General features: G+C 41.3%; 14 protein-coding genes and 7 tRNA genes. 14 read left to right on the top strand and 7 right to left on the bottom strand.

The features are described from left to right. Nucleotides 1–61 precede the first annotated feature (61 nt). From LK416_07315 to LK416_07260, 12 genes are all read left to right on the top strand, one after another. Nucleotides 62–604, top strand: coding sequence for a nitroreductase family protein (locus LK416_07315; GenBank protein UEA73516.1), 543 nt, complete (start codon nt 62–64; stop codon nt 602–604). A gap of 176 nt (nt 605–780) precedes the next feature. After that, nucleotides 781–3,189 (top strand): phosphoenolpyruvate-protein kinase (PTS EI subunit in bacteria), encoded by a 2,409-nt coding sequence (locus tag LK416_07310; protein UEA73515.1) that lies wholly within the window; start codon nt 781–783, stop codon nt 3,187–3,189. A gap of 4 nt (nt 3,190–3,193) precedes the next feature. Further along, nucleotides 3,194–3,874, top strand: coding sequence for a gamma-glutamyl-gamma-aminobutyrate hydrolase family protein (locus LK416_07305; GenBank protein UEA73514.1), 681 nt, complete (start codon nt 3,194–3,196; stop codon nt 3,872–3,874). A gap of 40 nt (nt 3,875–3,914) precedes the next feature. Next, complete coding sequence (locus LK416_07300) at nt 3,915–4,871, top strand: hypothetical protein (GenBank protein ID UEA73513.1); 957 nt, start codon at nt 3,915–3,917, stop codon at nt 4,869–4,871. A gap of 146 nt (nt 4,872–5,017) precedes the next feature. Further along, a complete protein-coding gene (locus tag LK416_07295) occupies nt 5,018–5,698 on the top strand; it encodes a PspA/IM30 family protein (GenBank protein UEA73512.1) in 681 nt (226 codons plus the stop codon). 10 nt (nt 5,699–5,708) lie between these two features. Continuing rightward, nucleotides 5,709–6,695: an SPFH domain-containing protein gene (locus LK416_07290; protein ID UEA73511.1), complete on the top strand. Its 987-nt coding sequence runs from the start codon at nt 5,709–5,711 to the stop codon at nt 6,693–6,695. Nucleotides 6,696–6,710: 15 nt separating this feature from the next. Continuing rightward, nucleotides 6,711–9,056, top strand: coding sequence for a UvrD-helicase domain-containing protein (locus LK416_07285; GenBank protein UEA73510.1), 2,346 nt, complete (start codon nt 6,711–6,713; stop codon nt 9,054–9,056). Between the two features lie 96 nt (nt 9,057–9,152). After that, a complete protein-coding gene (locus LK416_07280) occupies nt 9,153–9,449 on the top strand; it encodes a hypothetical protein (GenBank protein ID UEA73509.1) in 297 nt (98 codons plus the stop codon). Between the two features lie 366 nt (nt 9,450–9,815). After that, the gene (locus LK416_07275; GenBank protein ID UEA73508.1) at nt 9,816–11,114 is read left to right on the top strand and encodes an L-aspartate oxidase; all 1,299 of its coding nucleotides are present in this window, start codon (nt 9,816–9,818) and stop codon (nt 11,112–11,114) included. A gap of 113 nt (nt 11,115–11,227) precedes the next feature. Next, entirely contained in the window at nt 11,228–12,082 is an 855-nt protein-coding gene (gene nadC, locus LK416_07270) for a carboxylating nicotinate-nucleotide diphosphorylase (protein ID UEA73507.1), read from the top strand. Nucleotides 12,083–12,180: 98 nt separating this feature from the next. Next, nucleotides 12,181–12,729, top strand: coding sequence for a transcription repressor NadR (locus tag LK416_07265; protein UEA73506.1), 549 nt, complete (start codon nt 12,181–12,183; stop codon nt 12,727–12,729). A gap of 267 nt (nt 12,730–12,996) precedes the next feature. Beyond that, complete coding sequence (locus tag LK416_07260) at nt 12,997–14,985, top strand: alpha-glucosidase (GenBank protein UEA73505.1); 1,989 nt, start codon at nt 12,997–12,999, stop codon at nt 14,983–14,985. Between the two features lie 54 nt (nt 14,986–15,039). Here LK416_07260 and LK416_07255 read toward each other — a convergent pair. From LK416_07255 to LK416_07225, 7 genes are all read right to left on the bottom strand, one after another. Continuing rightward, nucleotides 15,040–15,121, bottom strand: a tRNA-Leu gene (locus LK416_07255). 76 nt (nt 15,122–15,197) lie between these two features. Beyond that, nucleotides 15,198–15,270, bottom strand: a tRNA-Lys gene (locus LK416_07250). 19 nt (nt 15,271–15,289) lie between these two features. Next, nucleotides 15,290–15,361: transfer RNA gene (locus tag LK416_07245), tRNA-Gln, on the bottom strand. A gap of 31 nt (nt 15,362–15,392) precedes the next feature. Further along, nucleotides 15,393–15,466 (bottom strand) — tRNA-His (locus LK416_07240). A gap of 58 nt (nt 15,467–15,524) precedes the next feature. Beyond that, nucleotides 15,525–15,598, bottom strand: a tRNA-Arg gene (locus LK416_07235). A gap of 38 nt (nt 15,599–15,636) precedes the next feature. After that, nucleotides 15,637–15,707 (bottom strand) — tRNA-Gly (locus LK416_07230). A gap of 39 nt (nt 15,708–15,746) precedes the next feature. Then, a tRNA-Pro gene (locus tag LK416_07225) sits at nt 15,747–15,821 on the bottom strand. A 349-nt stretch (nt 15,822–16,170) separates the two neighbouring features. Between LK416_07225 and LK416_07220 the strand changes: the two genes are divergently transcribed. Further along, nucleotides 16,171–17,115, top strand: a complete 945-nt coding sequence (locus tag LK416_07220; GenBank protein UEA73504.1) for an AEC family transporter — start codon at nt 16,171–16,173, stop codon at nt 17,113–17,115. A gap of 112 nt (nt 17,116–17,227) precedes the next feature. Beyond that, a complete protein-coding gene (locus LK416_07215) occupies nt 17,228–17,740 on the top strand; it encodes a shikimate kinase (GenBank protein UEA73503.1) in 513 nt (170 codons plus the stop codon). Nucleotides 17,741–17,835 lie beyond the last annotated feature (95 nt).

The following is a 17,835-nucleotide window of genomic DNA, read 5'->3' as shown; positions in this document are numbered from 1 at the left end:
ATACTTGCGATATATGTAAGAAGATACAAAAGATATTTATAAAAATACAGGAGGACAAGACATGGAAGCATTAGAATGTATTAAGACAAGAAGATCGGTAAGAAAATTCAAAGAGGATATCATTCCGGATGAAGTGATCCGTGAGTTAGTAGAACTCGCATCCTATTCACCATCCTGGAAGAATACACAGACAATTCGTTACATCAGTGTTTCTGATCCGGAGAAGATCAAGAAGATCGCAGAAGAGGGTGTAATGGGATTCGCATTAAATGAGAAGACAGTTTCCAGAGCACATCAGTTGATGGTTGTAACACAGAAGAACGGTATCTGTGGATATGAGAGAGATGGAAGCTTCAGTACAAGCAAGGGTGCCGGGTGGGAGATGTTCGATGCCGGTATCGCAGCCCAGACATTCTGTCTTGCAGCACATGAGAAGGGAATCGGAACGGTTATCCTTGGAGTATTTGATGATAAGAAAGTTGGAGAGATCGTAGGTGTGCCGGAAGGACAGACAGTTGCCACTGTTATCGCAATGGGATATCCGGTATTTGCACCGGAGATGCCGCCAAGAAAATCAGTTGACGATCTATTAACGATCCAATAAGAACAGTTTTATCCATTGTGTAATGAATATTGACAGAGGATGGATTTTGAAGAATTGAAGGTCTGACAGAACAGCCCACAAAATGAATAATGTCTCGAAAGAGAAAAATATACTGCACTTTAGTATAGATGATATGGTCTGCTAAGGTGCAGTTTTGTTGTAGAAGGTGATTTTTCATGGTTTTGACAAAAGCAGATACATTAGATTATTTGAAAAACAGAATAACAAAATCGAGAATAGAAGACCTTATGATCGTAACCGGGGAAATGTATGGTGAGAACCGGAAACAGATCCTTGCAGATATTCAGTCGCAATTTAAAGGACAGACAATCGTTGTTCGAAGCTCCTGTTCCAATGAAGATTCCTCCGAGACATCAAATGCGGGTCATTATGACAGTATATTGGATGTCGACGCTGATGATCGCGATGCTGTATGTCATGCGGTTGAGACAGTATTTGATTCTTATAAAAAAGATCTGCCAGATATCAGGAATGAACAGGTGTTGATCCAGACGCAGACGAAATCTATCATCAGCAGCGGAGTTATCTTCTCCAGAGAGATCAAATCAGGAAGATTGTATTATGCAATCTCATATGATGAAGATTCGACCGATGCGGTAACCAGTGGAAGCGGAGGAAAGACGATCTATATTGCAAGGACAGCAGAGAGTTCATCTCTCCCGGAGCGCTGGGGTGTTCTGATCACAGCTATGAGGGAATTAGAAGACATCTTTCCGGAGTATCCACTCGATGTGGAATTTGCAGTTGGAGCAGATCTGACAGTTACGATCTTTCAGGTGCGTCCGCTTGCGGCCTGTATTAAGAAACTGGAGAAGCCGTCTGACTACAAAGAAGGCAGAGCAAAGAATGATCGTATATTTGGAGAATTGATAAACAAGACAAAACAGCAGTATCAAAAACTCAGTGATCTGTTGTATGAGAAACAGGCAATTTTATCCGATATGGCATTCTGGAATCCGGCTGAGATCATAGGAGTGAATCCGCATCCGCTTGATTTCTCCCTTTACAGAGAGATCATAACGAAGGCTGCCTGGAATCAGGGACTTACCACGATCGGATATCGTGTGGTAGACGGAGATCTGATGTACAAGGTCGGAAATAAACCATATATATCATTGCGGAAGTCATTTCTGTGTCTGATGCCTGCGGATTTAGATGAGGACATGGTGAAAAAACTTTTGGCATTTTATGACCGGAAGATATTATCGGATATAACGGCACATGATAAAATAGAATTTGAAATCGTATTTTCCAATTATGATTTTTCAACGGAGGATCGGTTGCAGGAATTATTAGAATATGAATTCACGAAAGGCGAGATTCAGGATTTGTCAAATAGCCTGTTCCGTCTGACGGATCGTGCAATCTGTAATTTCAGGCAGAACCGGATGCAGGATATCCGTTCCTTAAACGGACTGAAGGTGCATCGGGAAAATATCAGGAATAACTGGCTGATGGCAGCAAAGGATGTGAATACTTCCATCCGTTATTTTATAGAATTGATCGAGAGTATCAAACAGTACGGAACACCGAAATTTGCAAGACAGGCAAGACTTGCATTTATCTCAAAGGCTCTTTGCAGGTCGCTTAGTGCAAAGGGATATTTTACGAGCCGTGAGATTGATGACTTTATGATGTCAATCTACACAGTAGCATCGGAGTACGATTCGGATTTTCAGGATTTTGCAGAAGAACGGATTACCAGAGCTGCATTTGATGAGAAATACGGGCATCTTCGTTCCGGCACTTACGATATCACTTGTGAGACATATGAGGAACGGGATTTTGACAGCTCCAAGGCAAGCGAGACAGCAAAGAAGCAGAGACAGAGAATTGAGCGGTTAAAGCATACGCCATTAGATCCGGAGAAAGTAGAACAGGCACTTTCCGATATCGGCTTTGGTGTTGATGCAAAGAAATTTGTGGAATTCTTAAAGGATTCCATGGAAGAACGGGAATATTTTAAATTTGAATTTACGAAATCCTTAAGTCTGGCGATCGATATTCTGATCAATATTGGAGAAATGTTGAATTTTTCAAAAGAAGATATGGCATATCTCACAGTAGATGATATAATTGCAGTGTATCATAAACCAGAAACGGAGATCCGAAGGATATGGGAACAGGTGATCGCAGAGAACCGAAAGGCATATACAGATGCTTCCGATATGATTCTGCCGGATGTGATCTGCAATAAGCAGCAGTTAGAATATATCGAGATGGTAGAGGCTAGACCGAATTTCATCACTTCGGAGATTGTTGCCGGAGCAGTTGTCGTATTGGAGGATGAGGAATCAAAGCGCGAGGATGCCGGAGCGGTTGATGTTGTAGATAAGATTGTAGTGATCCCGAAAGCAGATCCCGGATATGACTGGATATTTGCAAAAGGAATCCGGGGCTTTATTACGAAGTATGGTGGTGTCGCATCGCATATGGCAATCCGATGTGCGGAATTCAATATTCCGGCGGCTATTGGATGTGGCGACGTTATTTATAATTATGTAACAGGACTTGACAAACTGACACTTGATTGTAAAAATGGAAAGATACTGAAGGAGGAATAGGCGTATGCTTCACGCACTGATAACACAACGCGAAGGTCAGAATATGTATGGAAAATCCACGGATGTTCTGGAAGCTGCCTATACGGAATTTTATGAAAGCATGGGAATAAGACTTCATCCGGTGTCAAATTTCACCAGAGATTTTGAAGCCTTATTTGAAGATCCGATTGACGTACTGATCGTAACGGGTGGCGGTACGCTTCACCCGAAATATTATGTAGAACCGCATAAGGCAGAGCTGCAACCACATCGGGATGCGATGGAGGAACGGCTCATTATGTACTGTGTGGAGAATGAGATACCGATCATTGGAGTATGCAGAGGCATGCAGCATCTGAATGCATTATTTGGAGGAAAGATATCTTATTCTGCACCGTTTGTAGTGCCAAGACCGCGAGGTGTTGACCATATGGCAAAAATCTGTAATTCGGATCGATATATAAAGATAAATAATTTTCACAGTGATTGTGTATATCTGGAAAACCTTTCAACAATGTTTTATCCGTTGGTTGTAGATGAAGAAAATGGATCGGTTGAGGCATTTGTGTCACCAACCATGAGTATTCTTGCGTTTCAGTGGCACCCGGAGCGGTATTTTGAAAGTGAAGAAGGAAGGCTTTTCAGCAGACATCTGATCCAGGATTTCTTAGGTATTCCAAGAGATGATAAGAAACCGGATCTATAAATAAAATCCTATAAAGCCATAGTTGGAGGAAGTAATAGACATGGAAAAAGGAAAAGCAAAACAACTGCTTGATAAGATGCAGGTATTGATCGAGGACGGACAGAATGTTCCATTTGCAGCAGGGAAGGTTCTTGTAAATAAAGAAGAAATGCTGGAAATGATAGAAGATCTGAAAAAGACGATAGATATAGAATTAAAAGCGTATCATGAGATTACGGATAAGCGTGGCAAGATCATAAAGGATGCGAATAAAGAAGCCGAGGACATCATCGTAGAGGCAGAAGAATCCGCAAGCCGGATTCGTATGAGCAAGCCGAATCCACTCTATGTCCAGAGACAGGTAAAGGATCTGAATAAGAAAGATAAGATGGCACTTCGGACAGCAAATGAGATCTATGCGGCATCAATCATTTATACGAATGAGATGCTTATGGAGATCAATGAATCGGTACGACAGGCATATAATATGATCAGTGAGGAAACCGATCGTGTATTGGATTCTCTCAGACAGAAATCTGATGTCATCGAGCAGAATAAGCGTGAGCTGATGGATGGACTGCTGGATATGAAGAAGCAGGAACGTTATGCCGATATCTTAGAGATCAGCCAGCTTCTTGCAAATGAATTGTATTACGAGAAGAACCGGTTTGAGGAAGAAGAACAGAAGAAGCAGGCAGAAGAAAATGAGATGGTTCAGTGGGAATTTGACTTTGAAGATAAGAAGGAAGATCCGATCAAGGTAAAACCATCCAGACAGCCGGTGAAGCTTCATGATGATATTCTACACGATGAGGTTGTGGATTCAGCATTTGAGATTGCAGATGAATTAAAGGAAGAAAAGAAAAAGTCATTATTTGAGGATCGGACACCTGTGCCGTTAGAGGAATCAATTACGGATGCAGGGGTTGCGGGAAAGGCAGCAGAAGGGGCTCCTAAGAAGATTCCGGAGTTCAGGATCGGTGGAAACATCCATAAGAACCTTGACAATGAACTTTAAAACCGCTTAAGAACAGAAGCGTGATACTTTACATTTAATTCATGATTCAGGCGTTGCGAAGCGTACGCCTGTTATGATATTATGGGTTTGTGAGCACGAAAAACAAGAAACCATAAAGTGTAGATATATATAGGAGGTAATTATTTATGGGGATTTTAAAAAGATTCAAAGACATTATGTCAGCAAACATCAACGCTATGCTTGATAAGGCAGAGGATCCGGAGAAGATGATCGACCAGTATCTCAGAGACTTACAGGAAGATCTTAGAAACGTAAAATCAGAGACAGCAACCGTTATGGCAGATGAGACCAGATGCAAACGTGCATTGGATGACTGTGATGCAGATATTGCCAAGATGCAGAGCTATGCAGAGAAGGCACTTCTTGCAGGAAACGAAGCAGATGCCATGAAGTTCTTAGAGAAGAAGAATCAGTTATCGACCAAGAGAACTTCTTTACAGCAGTCTTATGATATGGCAGCAGGAAATGCAGCTAAGATGAAAGAGATGCATGATAAGCTGACAAAGGATATCATGGATCTGAATGCAAGAAAAGATGCGATCAAGGCTAAGGTTCAGGTTGCAAAGACTCAGGAGAAGATGAATAAGATGATGGGAAGCGTAACGGATACAGCCGGAACGATCTCAGCATTTGACAGAATGGAAGCAAAGGCTGATGCAATGCTTGACAAGGCAAATGCAATGGCAGAATTAAATGCCAGCGGCAAGGATGAGACAGATGATCTGATGAGTAAATACGATGCAGAACCATCATCGGCAGTTTCAGATGAACTTGCAGCATTAAAGGCAAAGATGGGACTTTCATAGGAGGAAACAGATGGGATTATTTTCAAATCAGTTTGCCAATGTAGTTGAGTGGGAAGAATACAGAGATGACCTGCTCTTCTGGAAATGGACAAATCGAGAGATAAAGAAAGATTCCAGACTTATCATTAAACCGGGACAGGATGCGATCTTCCTGTATAACGGTGCGGTAGAAGGTATCTTCACAGAATCAGGAAGTTATACGATTGATTCGGATATCATTCCATTCCTTTCTACATTAAAGGGATTTAAGTTTGGTTTCAACTCAGGACTTCGGGCAGAGGTTCTGTTCATCAATACGAAAGAGTTTACCTGTAACTGGGGAACCAGTTCCCCGATCCGTTTACAGGCACCGGGACTTCCGGGCGGACTTCCTGTACGGTCAAATGGTAAATTCTCATTCAAGATCGATGATTACAATGTATTGATCGAGAGAATCGCCGGAGTAAAGGCAATCTTTACAGTGGATGATGTCAGGGATCGTATTAAGGGAATCTTAGATGGACTGTTGATCAAATGGATTACAAAGACCGGCGGTGATGTATTCAATCTGATGGCAAATGCCACCGATATTGCAAAGGGTATTTTAGAAGATCTGGATATGGAACTGATCAAGATCGGTCTGACCATGACAGATTTCAGAATCAGCGAATTTACATATCCTGAGAATATATCAAAACGTGCAGATCAGGCTGCTGAGTATACGATGCTTGGTGATATGGGCCGGTTCCAGCAGGTGAAGATGGTAGATGCACTTGCAAATTCCAATGGAAAAGGCGGAACCAATATGGCAGATGTTGCCAGTGGTATGATGGGAATGCAGATGGGTATGATGATGGCAAATCAGATGACCGGTAATCTGCAGAACAACATGAACGGACAGATGAATCAGCAGGCAGCTCCAACCGGAAACGGTACGGCTCCTAAGTTCTGCCCGAACTGCGGAACCCCTACAAATGGAGCAAAGTTCTGTGGTAACTGTGGAACAAAGCTGATATAAAGGAGTACAAAAGCGATGGCTGGATTAAATGACATGCAGGATCTGGCATGCAGACATGTCGATGGACCGCTTCTGATACTGGCAGGTGCCGGATCAGGAAAGACCAGAGTGATCACCCACCGGGTAGCGTATCTGATGGATGAGATCGGAGTGAATCCATATAATATCCTTGCGATAACATTTACAAATAAAGCCGCAGCCGAAATGAGAGACAGAGTAAATAACATTGTTGGAGAGGGTGCTGAACGAGTATGGGTCAGCACCTTTCATTCGTTATGTGTACGGATTCTGCGACGATTTTCAGACAGGCTCGGTTATGCAACAAATTTTAATATCTATGATTCGGATGACCAGAAATCTGCGGTTAAGAACATTCTGAAGGAACTGAAGATCGATCCAAAGAAGTATCCGGAGAAGATGTTCATGGCAGAGATATCAAATGCAAAGGAACGGTATATTTCACCGGATCAGTATGCGAAGATGAATGCGACAGATTTTGTGAAGACACAGACGGCAACCGTATATTCCGAGTATATGAAGCGACTCCGTAAATTCAATGCATTTGACTTTGATGATTTGATCTATAAGGTGGTTGAGTTGTTTGAACATAACCCGGATGTACTGGAATTATACCAGGACAGATTCCGTTATATCATGGTGGACGAGTATCAGGATACGAACCACATACAGTTTCTGATGGTAAAGCAGCTTGCATCCAAATATAGAAACCTTTGCGTCGTTGGCGATGATGACCAGTCAATCTACAAATTCCGTGGTGCGAATATTACGAACATCCTGAATTTTGAAAAGGAATATCCGGATGCAAAGGTTGTGAAGCTGGAACAGAATTATCGTTCCTGTGGGAATATTCTGGCGGCTGCAAATGCGGTGATCAAGCATAACGAAGGAAGAAAGGATAAAGCCCTCTGGACAGATCAGGGAGATGGCGAGAAGCTTGTATTTAATCAGAGTGAGGATGAATACATGGAGGCTGATCGCGTCGTAAATGAGATCATCCGTCTGACAGCGAACGGTGCACAGTATAAAGACATTGCTTTGCTATATCGTACGAATGCACAGTCTCGTATCCTTGGTGAGAAACTGGTTATGCGAGGAATTCCGCATCGGGTCTACGGTGGTCAGAATTTCTATGAACGAAAAGAAATTAAAGATGTAATGGCATATCTGAAGGTTGTAAATAACTCTACAGACGATACCTATCTTAGACGAATCATCAATGTACCAAAGCGTGGAATCGGTGATGCTACCGTTGATAAAGTGGCAGCATTTGCTGCTGCAAATGATATGACACTGATGGAAGCCATGCAGATCATAGAGCAGATTCCGGGATTACAGCGTTCGGTTGCAAAAATTTCCGGCTTTGTGGAATTAATCGACGGATTCCGGGAGATAATAGAGGAGCAGGAACCACTCAGTACATTATTTGACCGTATTCTGGAGGACACCGGATATGAAGATGAACTGATCGCGGAGCACACGGATGAATCGATGGCGAGACTTGAGAATATCGATGAGTTAAGAAACCGTGTGGTTCAGTTTGAAACCGATTATGAGGAAGCAACACTGGCAGATTTTCTGGAGGATATCGCGCTGGTTTCGGAGACCGATAAAATGTCTGATGATGATAATATGGTCAAATTAATGACGATCCATGGTTCAAAGGGACTGGAGTTTCCATATGTATTCTTATGTGGTATGGAAGAGCGAATCTTCCCAAGTGCGATGGCGATCAATTCGGATGATGAAGATGCGCTGGAAGAAGAACGCAGACTTTGCTATGTAGGAATTACAAGAGCAATGAAGAAGCTATATCTGTCCTGTGCAAGAAACCGTATGCTGCATGGAAGTAGAAACTGCAATGACATCTCCAGATTTATTAAAGAGATTCCGCCGCTGCTGTTCCAGGATTCCGGTGATATTACAAGGCATGTAAAACGGATGGAAGAACGACAGTTTGCAGACACCGGATATACCGGAAATAGGTATGGTAGCAGCGGGCAGTCTGGATATGGAAAAGGTTCATATCATGGAGGATCGTCGCAGACGGGTTCCGGATATTCTTCATCGAATCCATACAGCAGTTACAGTAAGGCAAAGAAAGAGCCAATCAGTATAACACCATCGACCAAACCATCATTTGGCAAAGAATTTACCGTGAACCGGGAGCTGGTTCTTGACTATGGAGAAGGTGACCGGGTGCGTCATATGAAATTTGGAAACGGTACTGTAACGCAGCTTGTAAAGGGCGGCAGAGATTATGAAGTGACAGTAGACTTTGATCGTGGCGGTACAAGAAAAATGTTTGCTTCCTTTGCAAAATTAAAGCGCCTGGAAGAATAAAGAAATTATAATAATTCCAAGATAATATAGAAATAGAAAAAAGAGTATGCTATAATGACGGCATACAGAAACTAAATGAAAGGGTGGTAGTTTACAATGAAAAATAATGATGTAATCTTAGTAAAAAGTGAACCAACAGAAGAAAAGGCAAAAGGTGTTGTATTTGTAATCCTTGCGATCATCGGTGCTGTAGCAGCAATCGCAGGTATCGCATATGCAGTATATTCATACCTGACACCTGATTTTCTTGATGATTTTGATGATGATTTTGACGATGATTTTGATGATGACTTCTTCGATGATGACGATGACGACGAGGAAGAGACTCCGGCAGAGCAGCCTGCTGAGACAGCAGAAGCACCGGCAGCAGAGCCTGTAGCAGACGCTGAGTAAGATCACTCAGACAGAATCAACAAAAATTAACGAATTAAAAAGAACCATTTGAATTAGTATTTAAAATCTGATTCAGACGGTTCTTTTTTGTTAGGCATTAAATGTTTACAGCGAGAAATTTTGTGTAGTGAAAAAATGTAGTCACAGCATAGATTAGGATATCAATGTTTAAATCAAAAATGATAAAATAGAGTGCGAACGTCTTACGGAATAATAAGTAATGCTGTCTTTCATTTTATCTGCTGACAAGACACATGTAAAGCGGTGTAAAATACTATATTGTCATGTACGACAGAACGTGTTATACTAAGGCAACGCTTTTTTATACAAGAAGAAAAAACAAATAAATATAGTTGGAGAAACAATATGAAGACAGATATTTTAATTGTGGGAAGTGGATGCGCAGGTTTATATGCAGCATTGAATCTCCCCGGTGATAAACAGATAACGATCATAACAAAGGATATCGTAGAACACAGTGATTCCTTCCTTGCACAGGGGGGGATGTGTATGCTGAAATCAGAAGATGATTATGACAGTTATTTTGAAGATACCATGAAGGCAGGGCATTATGAGAATGATCCAAAGAGTGTAGAGGTGATGATACGTTCGTCAGTTGATATCGTAAATGACCTTGTAAAGTATGGGGCAGACTTTCATCGGGAGCCGGATGGCAGTCTTAGCTATACAAAGGAAGGAGCACATAGCCATCATCGTATCATTTTCCATGAGGATGTAACAGGAAAAGAGATCACGAGTACCCTGCTCCACAATGTAGAGAAGCTTCCGAATGTGACAATCTACGAGCATGTAACCATGGTGGATATCCTGTGTAAGGATAATTGCTGTTACGGTGTGGTGGCAAGAGATGCGGAGGATAAGATCTTCCCGATCATGGCAAACTATACCATGCTTGCCTGTGGAGGAATCGGTGGTATTTACAGACATTCGACTAATTTCAGACATCTAACCGGAGATGCCGTTGCAATCGCATTAAAGCATGGGATTGAGACAGAGCATGTGAACTATGTCCAGATCCATCCGACAACATTATACAGCAAAGAGCCGGAGGACAGGAGTTTTCTGATCTCGGAGTCAGTTCGTGGCGAGGGCGCGCTTCTCTATAACAAGAATCATGAGCGGTTTGTAAATGAACTTCTTCCGAGAGATCTGCTGACGATCGAGATTCGCAAACAAATGGAGAAGGACGGGACAGATTATGTCTGGGAAGATATGACTGTGATTGATAGAAAAGAATTAGAAGAACATTTCCCGAATATCGTTGAGCATTGTAAAGAAATGGGATATGATGTGTATACAGAATGCATACCGGTTGTGCCGGCACAGCATTATTTCATGGGTGGTATCAAGGTGGATTTGTCCAGTAAGACATCGATGGATCAGTTATATGCGATCGGAGAGACTGCATGTAACGGAGTTCATGGCAAGAATCGTCTGGCAAGCAATTCGCTTCTTGAGAGTCTGGTATTTGCCAAGCGGGCAGCAAAGGAAATGACTGAGCAGTTCGACCGGACAAAGATAGAAGAAATCTCTTACAGGGAAGACGATTATACAGATAAGAAGAAGCTGGCAGCAGAATATAAGGCGCTGCTTAAGGCTGAGATCGCAAGGGAAAACGAAGAAGCTCAGAAGCACAGTGCATAGAAACGAAACGTTTACAGAAAAAGCATGACCGACAAATGCCGGATCATTTGCAGAAAAAATACGGCCGGTAAGTACCGGATAGGAAATACAGAAGAATCATTCAGGAGGATATTATGTACGATCAGATTACTTTAAAATTAAATGTAGACCCTTTTATTCTTGGAGCATTAAAAGAAGATATTACAAGTGAGGATGTATCAACAAATTCCGTTATGCCGGAGGCATGTATGGGAAAGGTAGAGTTAATCTGCAAGCAGGATGGAATCATCTGTGGTTTACAGGTGTTTAAGAGAGTCTTTGAATTATTAGATGATACAACCTTGACAGAACTCTACTGCAAGGATGGCGATGAGGTAAAGGCAGGACAGTTGATGGGAGTTGTAACCGGGGATATCCGTGTATTGTTATCGGGAGAACGGACAGCACTGAATTATCTGCAGAGGATGAGCGGTATTGCTACGTACACATATAAGGTTGCAGGACTTCTTGCAGGAAGCAAGATCCAGTTGCTTGATACCAGAAAGACAACCCCGAATAATCGTATTTTTGAAAAATATGCAGTTCGTGTCGGCGGTGGGCATAATCACAGATATAATCTTTCGGACGGAGTCCTTCTGAAGGATAACCATATAGGCGCAGCAGGCGGAGTGAAAGAGGCAATCCGTATGGCAAAGGAATATGCACCGTTTGTCAGAAAGATCGAAGTCGAGGTTGAGAATCTGGATATGGTAAAGGAGGCTGTTGAAGCCGGAGCGGATATTATCATGCTGGATAATATGTCAGATGAAATGTTAAAAGAAGCGATCGGCATCATAGATGGCAAGGCAGAGATCGAGGTATCAGGTAATGTAACAGCAGAAAATATCGAGCGCTTGAAGAACCTTGGTGTTGATTATATATCAAGTGGAGCACTGACACATTCCGCTCCGATCATGGATATTTCTCTGAAAAATCTTCATAGAATCTAACTGAATATTGTAACAAAATTTCTGGTGCCTTTGGGTGCAGGGAAGGTTTACATGAGAAATAGAATGGGTTAATGGATGATAAGATTGGGAGGAAGAACATGACAGGAGTTGAAAGACGGGAAAAACTGTTGTCGATGCTTGCGAAGAGTAAAGAGCCGATCGCGGGGGCGGAGATGGCGAAGCGACTCAGTGTGAGCAGACAGGTGATCGTACAGGATATTGCCCTGCTTCGTGCGGCTGACAATAATATTGTTTCAACAAACCGGGGATATGTGTTATTAAAGCCGGGAAAATGCGAACGAATATTCAAGGTGCGTCATACTGCGGAAGAGATAGAGAAAGAATTACAGATCATCGTAGATAATGGTGGCAGGATTCTGGATGTATTTGTATACCATAAGATTTATGGAGTTGTAAAAGCTCCGATGAACATAAAAACCAGAAAAGATATTTATGAATATGTAAAGACCTTGAGCAGTGGAAAATCATCGCCGCTTCTTAAGATAACCGACAATTACCATTATCATACGGTGCAGGCCGATTCAGAAGATATCCTGGATAATATTCAGAAGGATCTGGAGGAATGTGGTTTTCTTGCGAAACTGTTGGATTTCGAACCGGTTGATTTTTGGGAAAAAAGTGAATAACACGGGATGGCAGGTGGTCTATAACGGATTACCTGCCATTCTATGTTATAAGATGACGAGGGGAAGAAATTAATGATACACAGGAGTAAAGCTGGGTGCATCGGATGTGATCTATGGTATCGCCAAATATGTGTATTATTGAATAAGTCAATATTGTGCAACAAATTTATAAAAATAATGTAAGAAAAACGGATGGACAGATAATATAATAACATTATCAGGTATAATAAATTATATACCAAATAAAATGGAAAAGAGGAAATGAGAATGATAAAAAAATACACATATGGTAATCCGTTTTTTACAGAATCGGTTGTTGCGTCATTTGAGGCATCGGAAGGTATGCCTGAAGTTGGAACAGTAAATCTGGATAATGGCTTTTCATTTCTTTATGATATGAAAGCAGAGGATGCAGTATATGGACTTGGTGAAGCAAATCGTGGAATTAACAAAAGAGGATATAAATATATAAGCAATAATACAGATATTCCGAATCATCATGAGGATGTTTATTCTTTATATGCATCTCATAATTTTGTTGTTATATCCGGCGAGAGAACATTTGGATTGTACATAGATTATCCGTCTTCGCTGGTATTTGATATCGGATATACTAAGATGGACGAACTTCATATTTTCTGCGATAAAGCAGATTTGGATCTCTATGTGATCACAGGTGAAAGTATATATGATATTGTAAAACAATTCAGACAAATGATAGGAAAAAGTTATATTGCTCCAAAGTTTGCTTTTGGTTTTGGACAGAGCCGTTGGGGCTATAAGACACCGGAAGATTTTGCTTATGTTGTGAAGAAATACAGGGAGAATCATATTCCGATCGATATGGTATACATGGATATCGATTATATGGATCATTATAAAGACTTTACGATAAATGAAGCATTTGGTGATTTTTCTGAATATGTAGAAGAGTTGAAAAAAGAAAATATACGCTTGATCCCGATTATTGATGCGGGAGTGAAGATCGAAGAAGGATATGATGTGTATGAAGAAGGCGTAGCAAACAATTATTTCTGTAAAAGAGAGGACGGAAGTGATTTTGTTGCAGCTGTATGGCCGGGATATACACATTTTCCGGATGTATTGAATCCGGAAGCGAGAAAATGGTTTGGCGGGAAATATAAGCTTCTTACAGATGCAGGGATTGAAGGTTTCTGGAATGATATGAACGAACCGGCAATTTTTTATACACCGGAAGGCGTTTGTGAAGTGAAAGAGGCAATGCGGGAATTTATTGATAAAGAAGAATCCGTGGATGATGTCTGGGGAATCCGGGATATGGTAGCAGATCTGGCTAATAATGCCAAAGACTATGCTTCGATGTATCATAATATGAACGGAAAGATGGTGCGTCATGATCAGGTACATAACCTTTTCGGTTATAATATGACACGGGCAGCAGGTGAAGCACTTCGAGAGATTTGCCCGGAGAAAAGATGCCTGTTGTTTTCCAGATCATCTTATATCGGAATGCATCGTTATGGCGGTATCTGGACCGGAGATAATAAATCCTGGTGGTCCCATATCCTATTGAATCTGAAAATGCTTCCATCATTAAATATGTGTGGTTTCTTATATACAGGAGCAGATCTGGGCGGATTTGGCTGTAATACGACCAGAGATCTTTTGCTCAGATGGCTTGCACTTGGTGTATTTACACCGCTGATGCGTAATCATGCATGCCTTGGCACAAGAGAGCAGGAGTGCTATCAGTTTGAGCAGATTGAAGATTTCAGACATATCATAGGTGTTCGTTATCGGTTGCTTCCATATATTTACAGTGAATATATGAAGGCTGCTTTAAATGATGAAATGATGTTCAAACCGCTTGCATTTGAATATCCGGAAGATCGTATGGCGGTAAATGTAGAAGACCAGCTTATGCTTGGTAATGAGATCATGATTGCACCGGTATATACACAGAATGCAATCGGAAGATATGTTTATCTGCCGGAGGATATGATGCTTGTCCGTTTCAAGGCTGAGGGTGATATTGAACAGACCGAGATGAAAAAAGGACATCATTTTGTAGAAGTACCATTGAATGAAGTGATTTTATTTATTCGGAAAGGAAAATGCATTCCTCTTGCTGACTTTGCCGAGTGTGTTGCGGATATTGATACGAAGAAGCTGCAGTTACTTGGGTATGCGGGAAGTAGTTATCAGTTGTATGATGATGATGGATTTACAAGAGAATGTAATTTGAAGATGTCCCGTGTAATTTTCAATAATTAGTAACAGGATATCAGATAAAAGAAAAAGGCAATCGATTATGATTGCCTTTTTTGATGCGGATAACAGGAGTTGAACCTGCACGTCTGTTGACACTAGAACCTAAATCTAGCGCGTCTGCCAATTCCGCCATATCCGCAGAGTTTCTTCTATATATAAAGAACAGAAGAGTAGATATAAAAAAATCAGATATAAAATTATATCTGAAATTTTAATGAGCCATCGGGGACTCGAACCCCGGACAACTTGATTAAAAGTCAAGTGCTCTACCGCCTGAGCTAATGGCCCATATAAATTAAGTTTTTGACTGGGCTAGCTGGATTCGAACCAGCGAATGCAGGAGTCAAAGTCCTGTGCCTTACCGCTTGGCGATAACCCAAAAGCATCGCTTAATATGCGATAAAGAAAAGGGTGGATAGAGGGACTCGAACCCTCGGCCTCCAGAGCCACAATCTGGCGCGCTAGCCAACTGCGCCATACCCACCATATAAGTGAAACATCCATATGGAACAGCAGTAGTGCCACAGAATGAAACAAATAAATGTGCCCGAAGGGATTCGAACCCCCGACCCACGGCTTAGAAGGCCGTTGCTCTATCCAGCTGAGCTACGGACACATTTTAAATTCCCGCTATAAATATTAGCGAAAATAAAGAGCGGGTGATGGGAATCGAACCCACGTATCTAGCTTGGAAGGCTAGTGTTCTACCATTGAACTACACCCGCATGATTGCTTAACAGTGTTTAGATTTATGATTATCTAAGTCGGGGTGACAGGATTCGAACCTGCGACCTCTTGATCCCAAATCAAGCGCTCTAGCCAAGCTGAGCCACACCCCGGAACAAAGTGTTTGTCGTTTTTTATGTTCGCCATATCTCTGACGCAAGACATATTATACATAAACACCCCCTTGATGTCAACAATAAATTTTATTTTTTTTATATTTTTTTTGACAGAGCGGATTTTATAAGGTTTTAAGCCGCTTCCCAGTATTCATTTTTTTGAATATTATATATGGATTGATGATAATCTCATATATTTTAGCATTAATTTAAAGTTTTCGAGGTCTGGCAGGTATGTATCTGTTGCATATAGATCTTTTAAAAAAATCGGATAAAAATTGAATCGGGTAACAAGCTGTGCTATAGTAAGGGCTGCGACAGTTTAATTAAGAAAAGAGAGAATGGAATGAGTGATTTTTTATTTAGTATAAATGCGACAGTGCCGATCTTTCTGGTGATCCTGTTGGGGTGGTTTCTGAAACGGATTGGGCTGATCAATGATGAATTTGCAAATATAGCAAATAAATATGTGTTTAAGGTATCCCTTCCGGTGCTTTTGTTCCGGGATATCGCAACAACCTCGGTATTAAAAGACGTAAATATGAAATTTGTGGCGTTTTGTTTCTTTGGAACTTTTATTATGTTTGCATGTGCATGGTGCTTTGCAAAGATATATTGCCGGGATAAGACGATGGTCGGAGCGTTTGCGCAGGCATCGGCAAGAGGCAGCGCGGCGGTGCTTGGAATTGCCTTTGTAGAAAATATCTGTGGAAGCTCAGGGATGGCTCCGCTTATGATCGTTGCGGCGGTACCATTGTTCAATATCCTGTCTGTTATTATGCTGACCTTTGGGGGCAGAGATAATATCCATGGTTCAGACGGAATTAAAACGGCATGCATTAATATTTTAAAGAATCCGATCATAATCGGTATCGTACTCGGAGTTCCGTTTTCATTATTTAATATTACGATTCCGGCGATCCCGATGAAGACGATCAATTATATAGCACAGACGGCGACTCCGATCGCATTGATCGCCATAGGAGCTGGTTTTAATACAAAAGCGGCACTGGAGAAAATGAAGCCTGCGGTTACAGCAGCTCTTATGAAGCTGATTGTATTTCCTTTGATCTATATGCCGATTGCGATCAAGCTTGGGTTTGCACCGAGTGAGTTGGCAGCAATATTGATCATGACAGGCTCACCATCCACGGTAACCTGTTATATTATGGCTAAGAATATGAATAATGATGAAGTCCTGTCGTCAAATGCAATCGTGCTGACAACTCTGTTTTCATCGATCACGATAACGGCATGGGTATATGTCCTTCGCGTTATGGGATGTATATGACAGAAGCAATAATAGAAATCCTTGAATATACAGAACTGGGACTAAATAAGAAGTAATGAATACAGAGAATAGATAATATAGAAAATTAAAATACAGAGAATGGAGAAAGAAGATGAAAAATATAGTTTTGATCGGAATGCCGGGATGTGGAAAGAGTACGATAGGTGTGGTACTCGCCAAGGTTCTTGGATTTGATTTTGTAGATGCAGATGTATTGATCCAGAAGAAGCATGGTAAGCTGCTTCGTGAGTTGATAGCGGAATACGGAGATGATGGGTTCCTTCAGATAGAAAATGATGTAAACAAAGAAATTGACTTAAAGAATACGGTTATTGCAACCGGAGGAAGTGTCGTATACTGTGATGAAGCCATGCAGCATTATGTAAAAAATGATATTGTAGTATATATCGAGCTTCCATATGAAGTGATCGCTTCCAGACTGGAAAATGTAAAACGACGTGGCGTAGTGTTAAAGGATGGTCAGACTTTAAAGGATCTTTATAAAGAGAGAATCTTATTGTATGAAAAATATGCACAGATCACGGTAAAAGCCGAGGGGCTTTCCGTAGAAGAACTAATGGATACGATTGCAGAAAAAGTGTTGGCATATGAGAACACACATTAATGTGAAGAACAAGCGCAAACAGCATAGATCCAAAGTAATGGTATGAATTTGGAAATGTGCAGCGGGCTTATGAGGTACTAAAAACAGATTGGAAA

This window comes from Lachnospiraceae bacterium GAM79 (assembly GCA_020735665.1).
Taxonomy (GTDB): Bacteria; Bacillota; Clostridia; order Lachnospirales; family Lachnospiraceae; genus Coprococcus.
Note: the sequence above shows the minus strand (reverse complement) of the source record. Positions and strands in the feature narration are given on the sequence as shown.

Bases quoted from the DNA above. Each gene is read 5' to 3' on its own strand.
- LK416_07220 (UEA73504.1), top strand. From the start codon at position 16,171: ATGAGTGATTTTTTATTTAGTATAAATGCGACAGTGCCGATCTTTCTG.
- nadC (UEA73507.1), top strand. From the start codon at position 11,228: ATGTACGATCAGATTACTTTAAAATTAAATGTAGACCCTTTTATTCTT.
- LK416_07260 (UEA73505.1), top strand. From the start codon at position 12,997: ATGATAAAAAAATACACATATGGTAATCCGTTTTTTACAGAATCGGTT.
- LK416_07215 (UEA73503.1), top strand. From the start codon at position 17,228: ATGAAAAATATAGTTTTGATCGGAATGCCGGGATGTGGAAAGAGTACG.
- LK416_07305 (UEA73514.1), top strand. From the start codon at position 3,194: ATGCTTCACGCACTGATAACACAACGCGAAGGTCAGAATATGTATGGA.
- LK416_07315 (UEA73516.1), top strand. From the start codon at position 62: ATGGAAGCATTAGAATGTATTAAGACAAGAAGATCGGTAAGAAAATTC.
- LK416_07300 (UEA73513.1), top strand. From the start codon at position 3,915: ATGGAAAAAGGAAAAGCAAAACAACTGCTTGATAAGATGCAGGTATTG.
- LK416_07295 (UEA73512.1), top strand. From the start codon at position 5,018: ATGGGGATTTTAAAAAGATTCAAAGACATTATGTCAGCAAACATCAAC.
- LK416_07285 (UEA73510.1), top strand. From the start codon at position 6,711: ATGGCTGGATTAAATGACATGCAGGATCTGGCATGCAGACATGTCGAT.
- LK416_07265 (UEA73506.1), top strand. From the start codon at position 12,181: ATGACAGGAGTTGAAAGACGGGAAAAACTGTTGTCGATGCTTGCGAAG.
- LK416_07280 (UEA73509.1), top strand. From the start codon at position 9,153: ATGAAAAATAATGATGTAATCTTAGTAAAAAGTGAACCAACAGAAGAA.
- LK416_07310 (UEA73515.1), top strand. From the start codon at position 781: ATGGTTTTGACAAAAGCAGATACATTAGATTATTTGAAAAACAGAATA.
- LK416_07290 (UEA73511.1), top strand. From the start codon at position 5,709: ATGGGATTATTTTCAAATCAGTTTGCCAATGTAGTTGAGTGGGAAGAA.
- LK416_07275 (UEA73508.1), top strand. From the start codon at position 9,816: ATGAAGACAGATATTTTAATTGTGGGAAGTGGATGCGCAGGTTTATAT.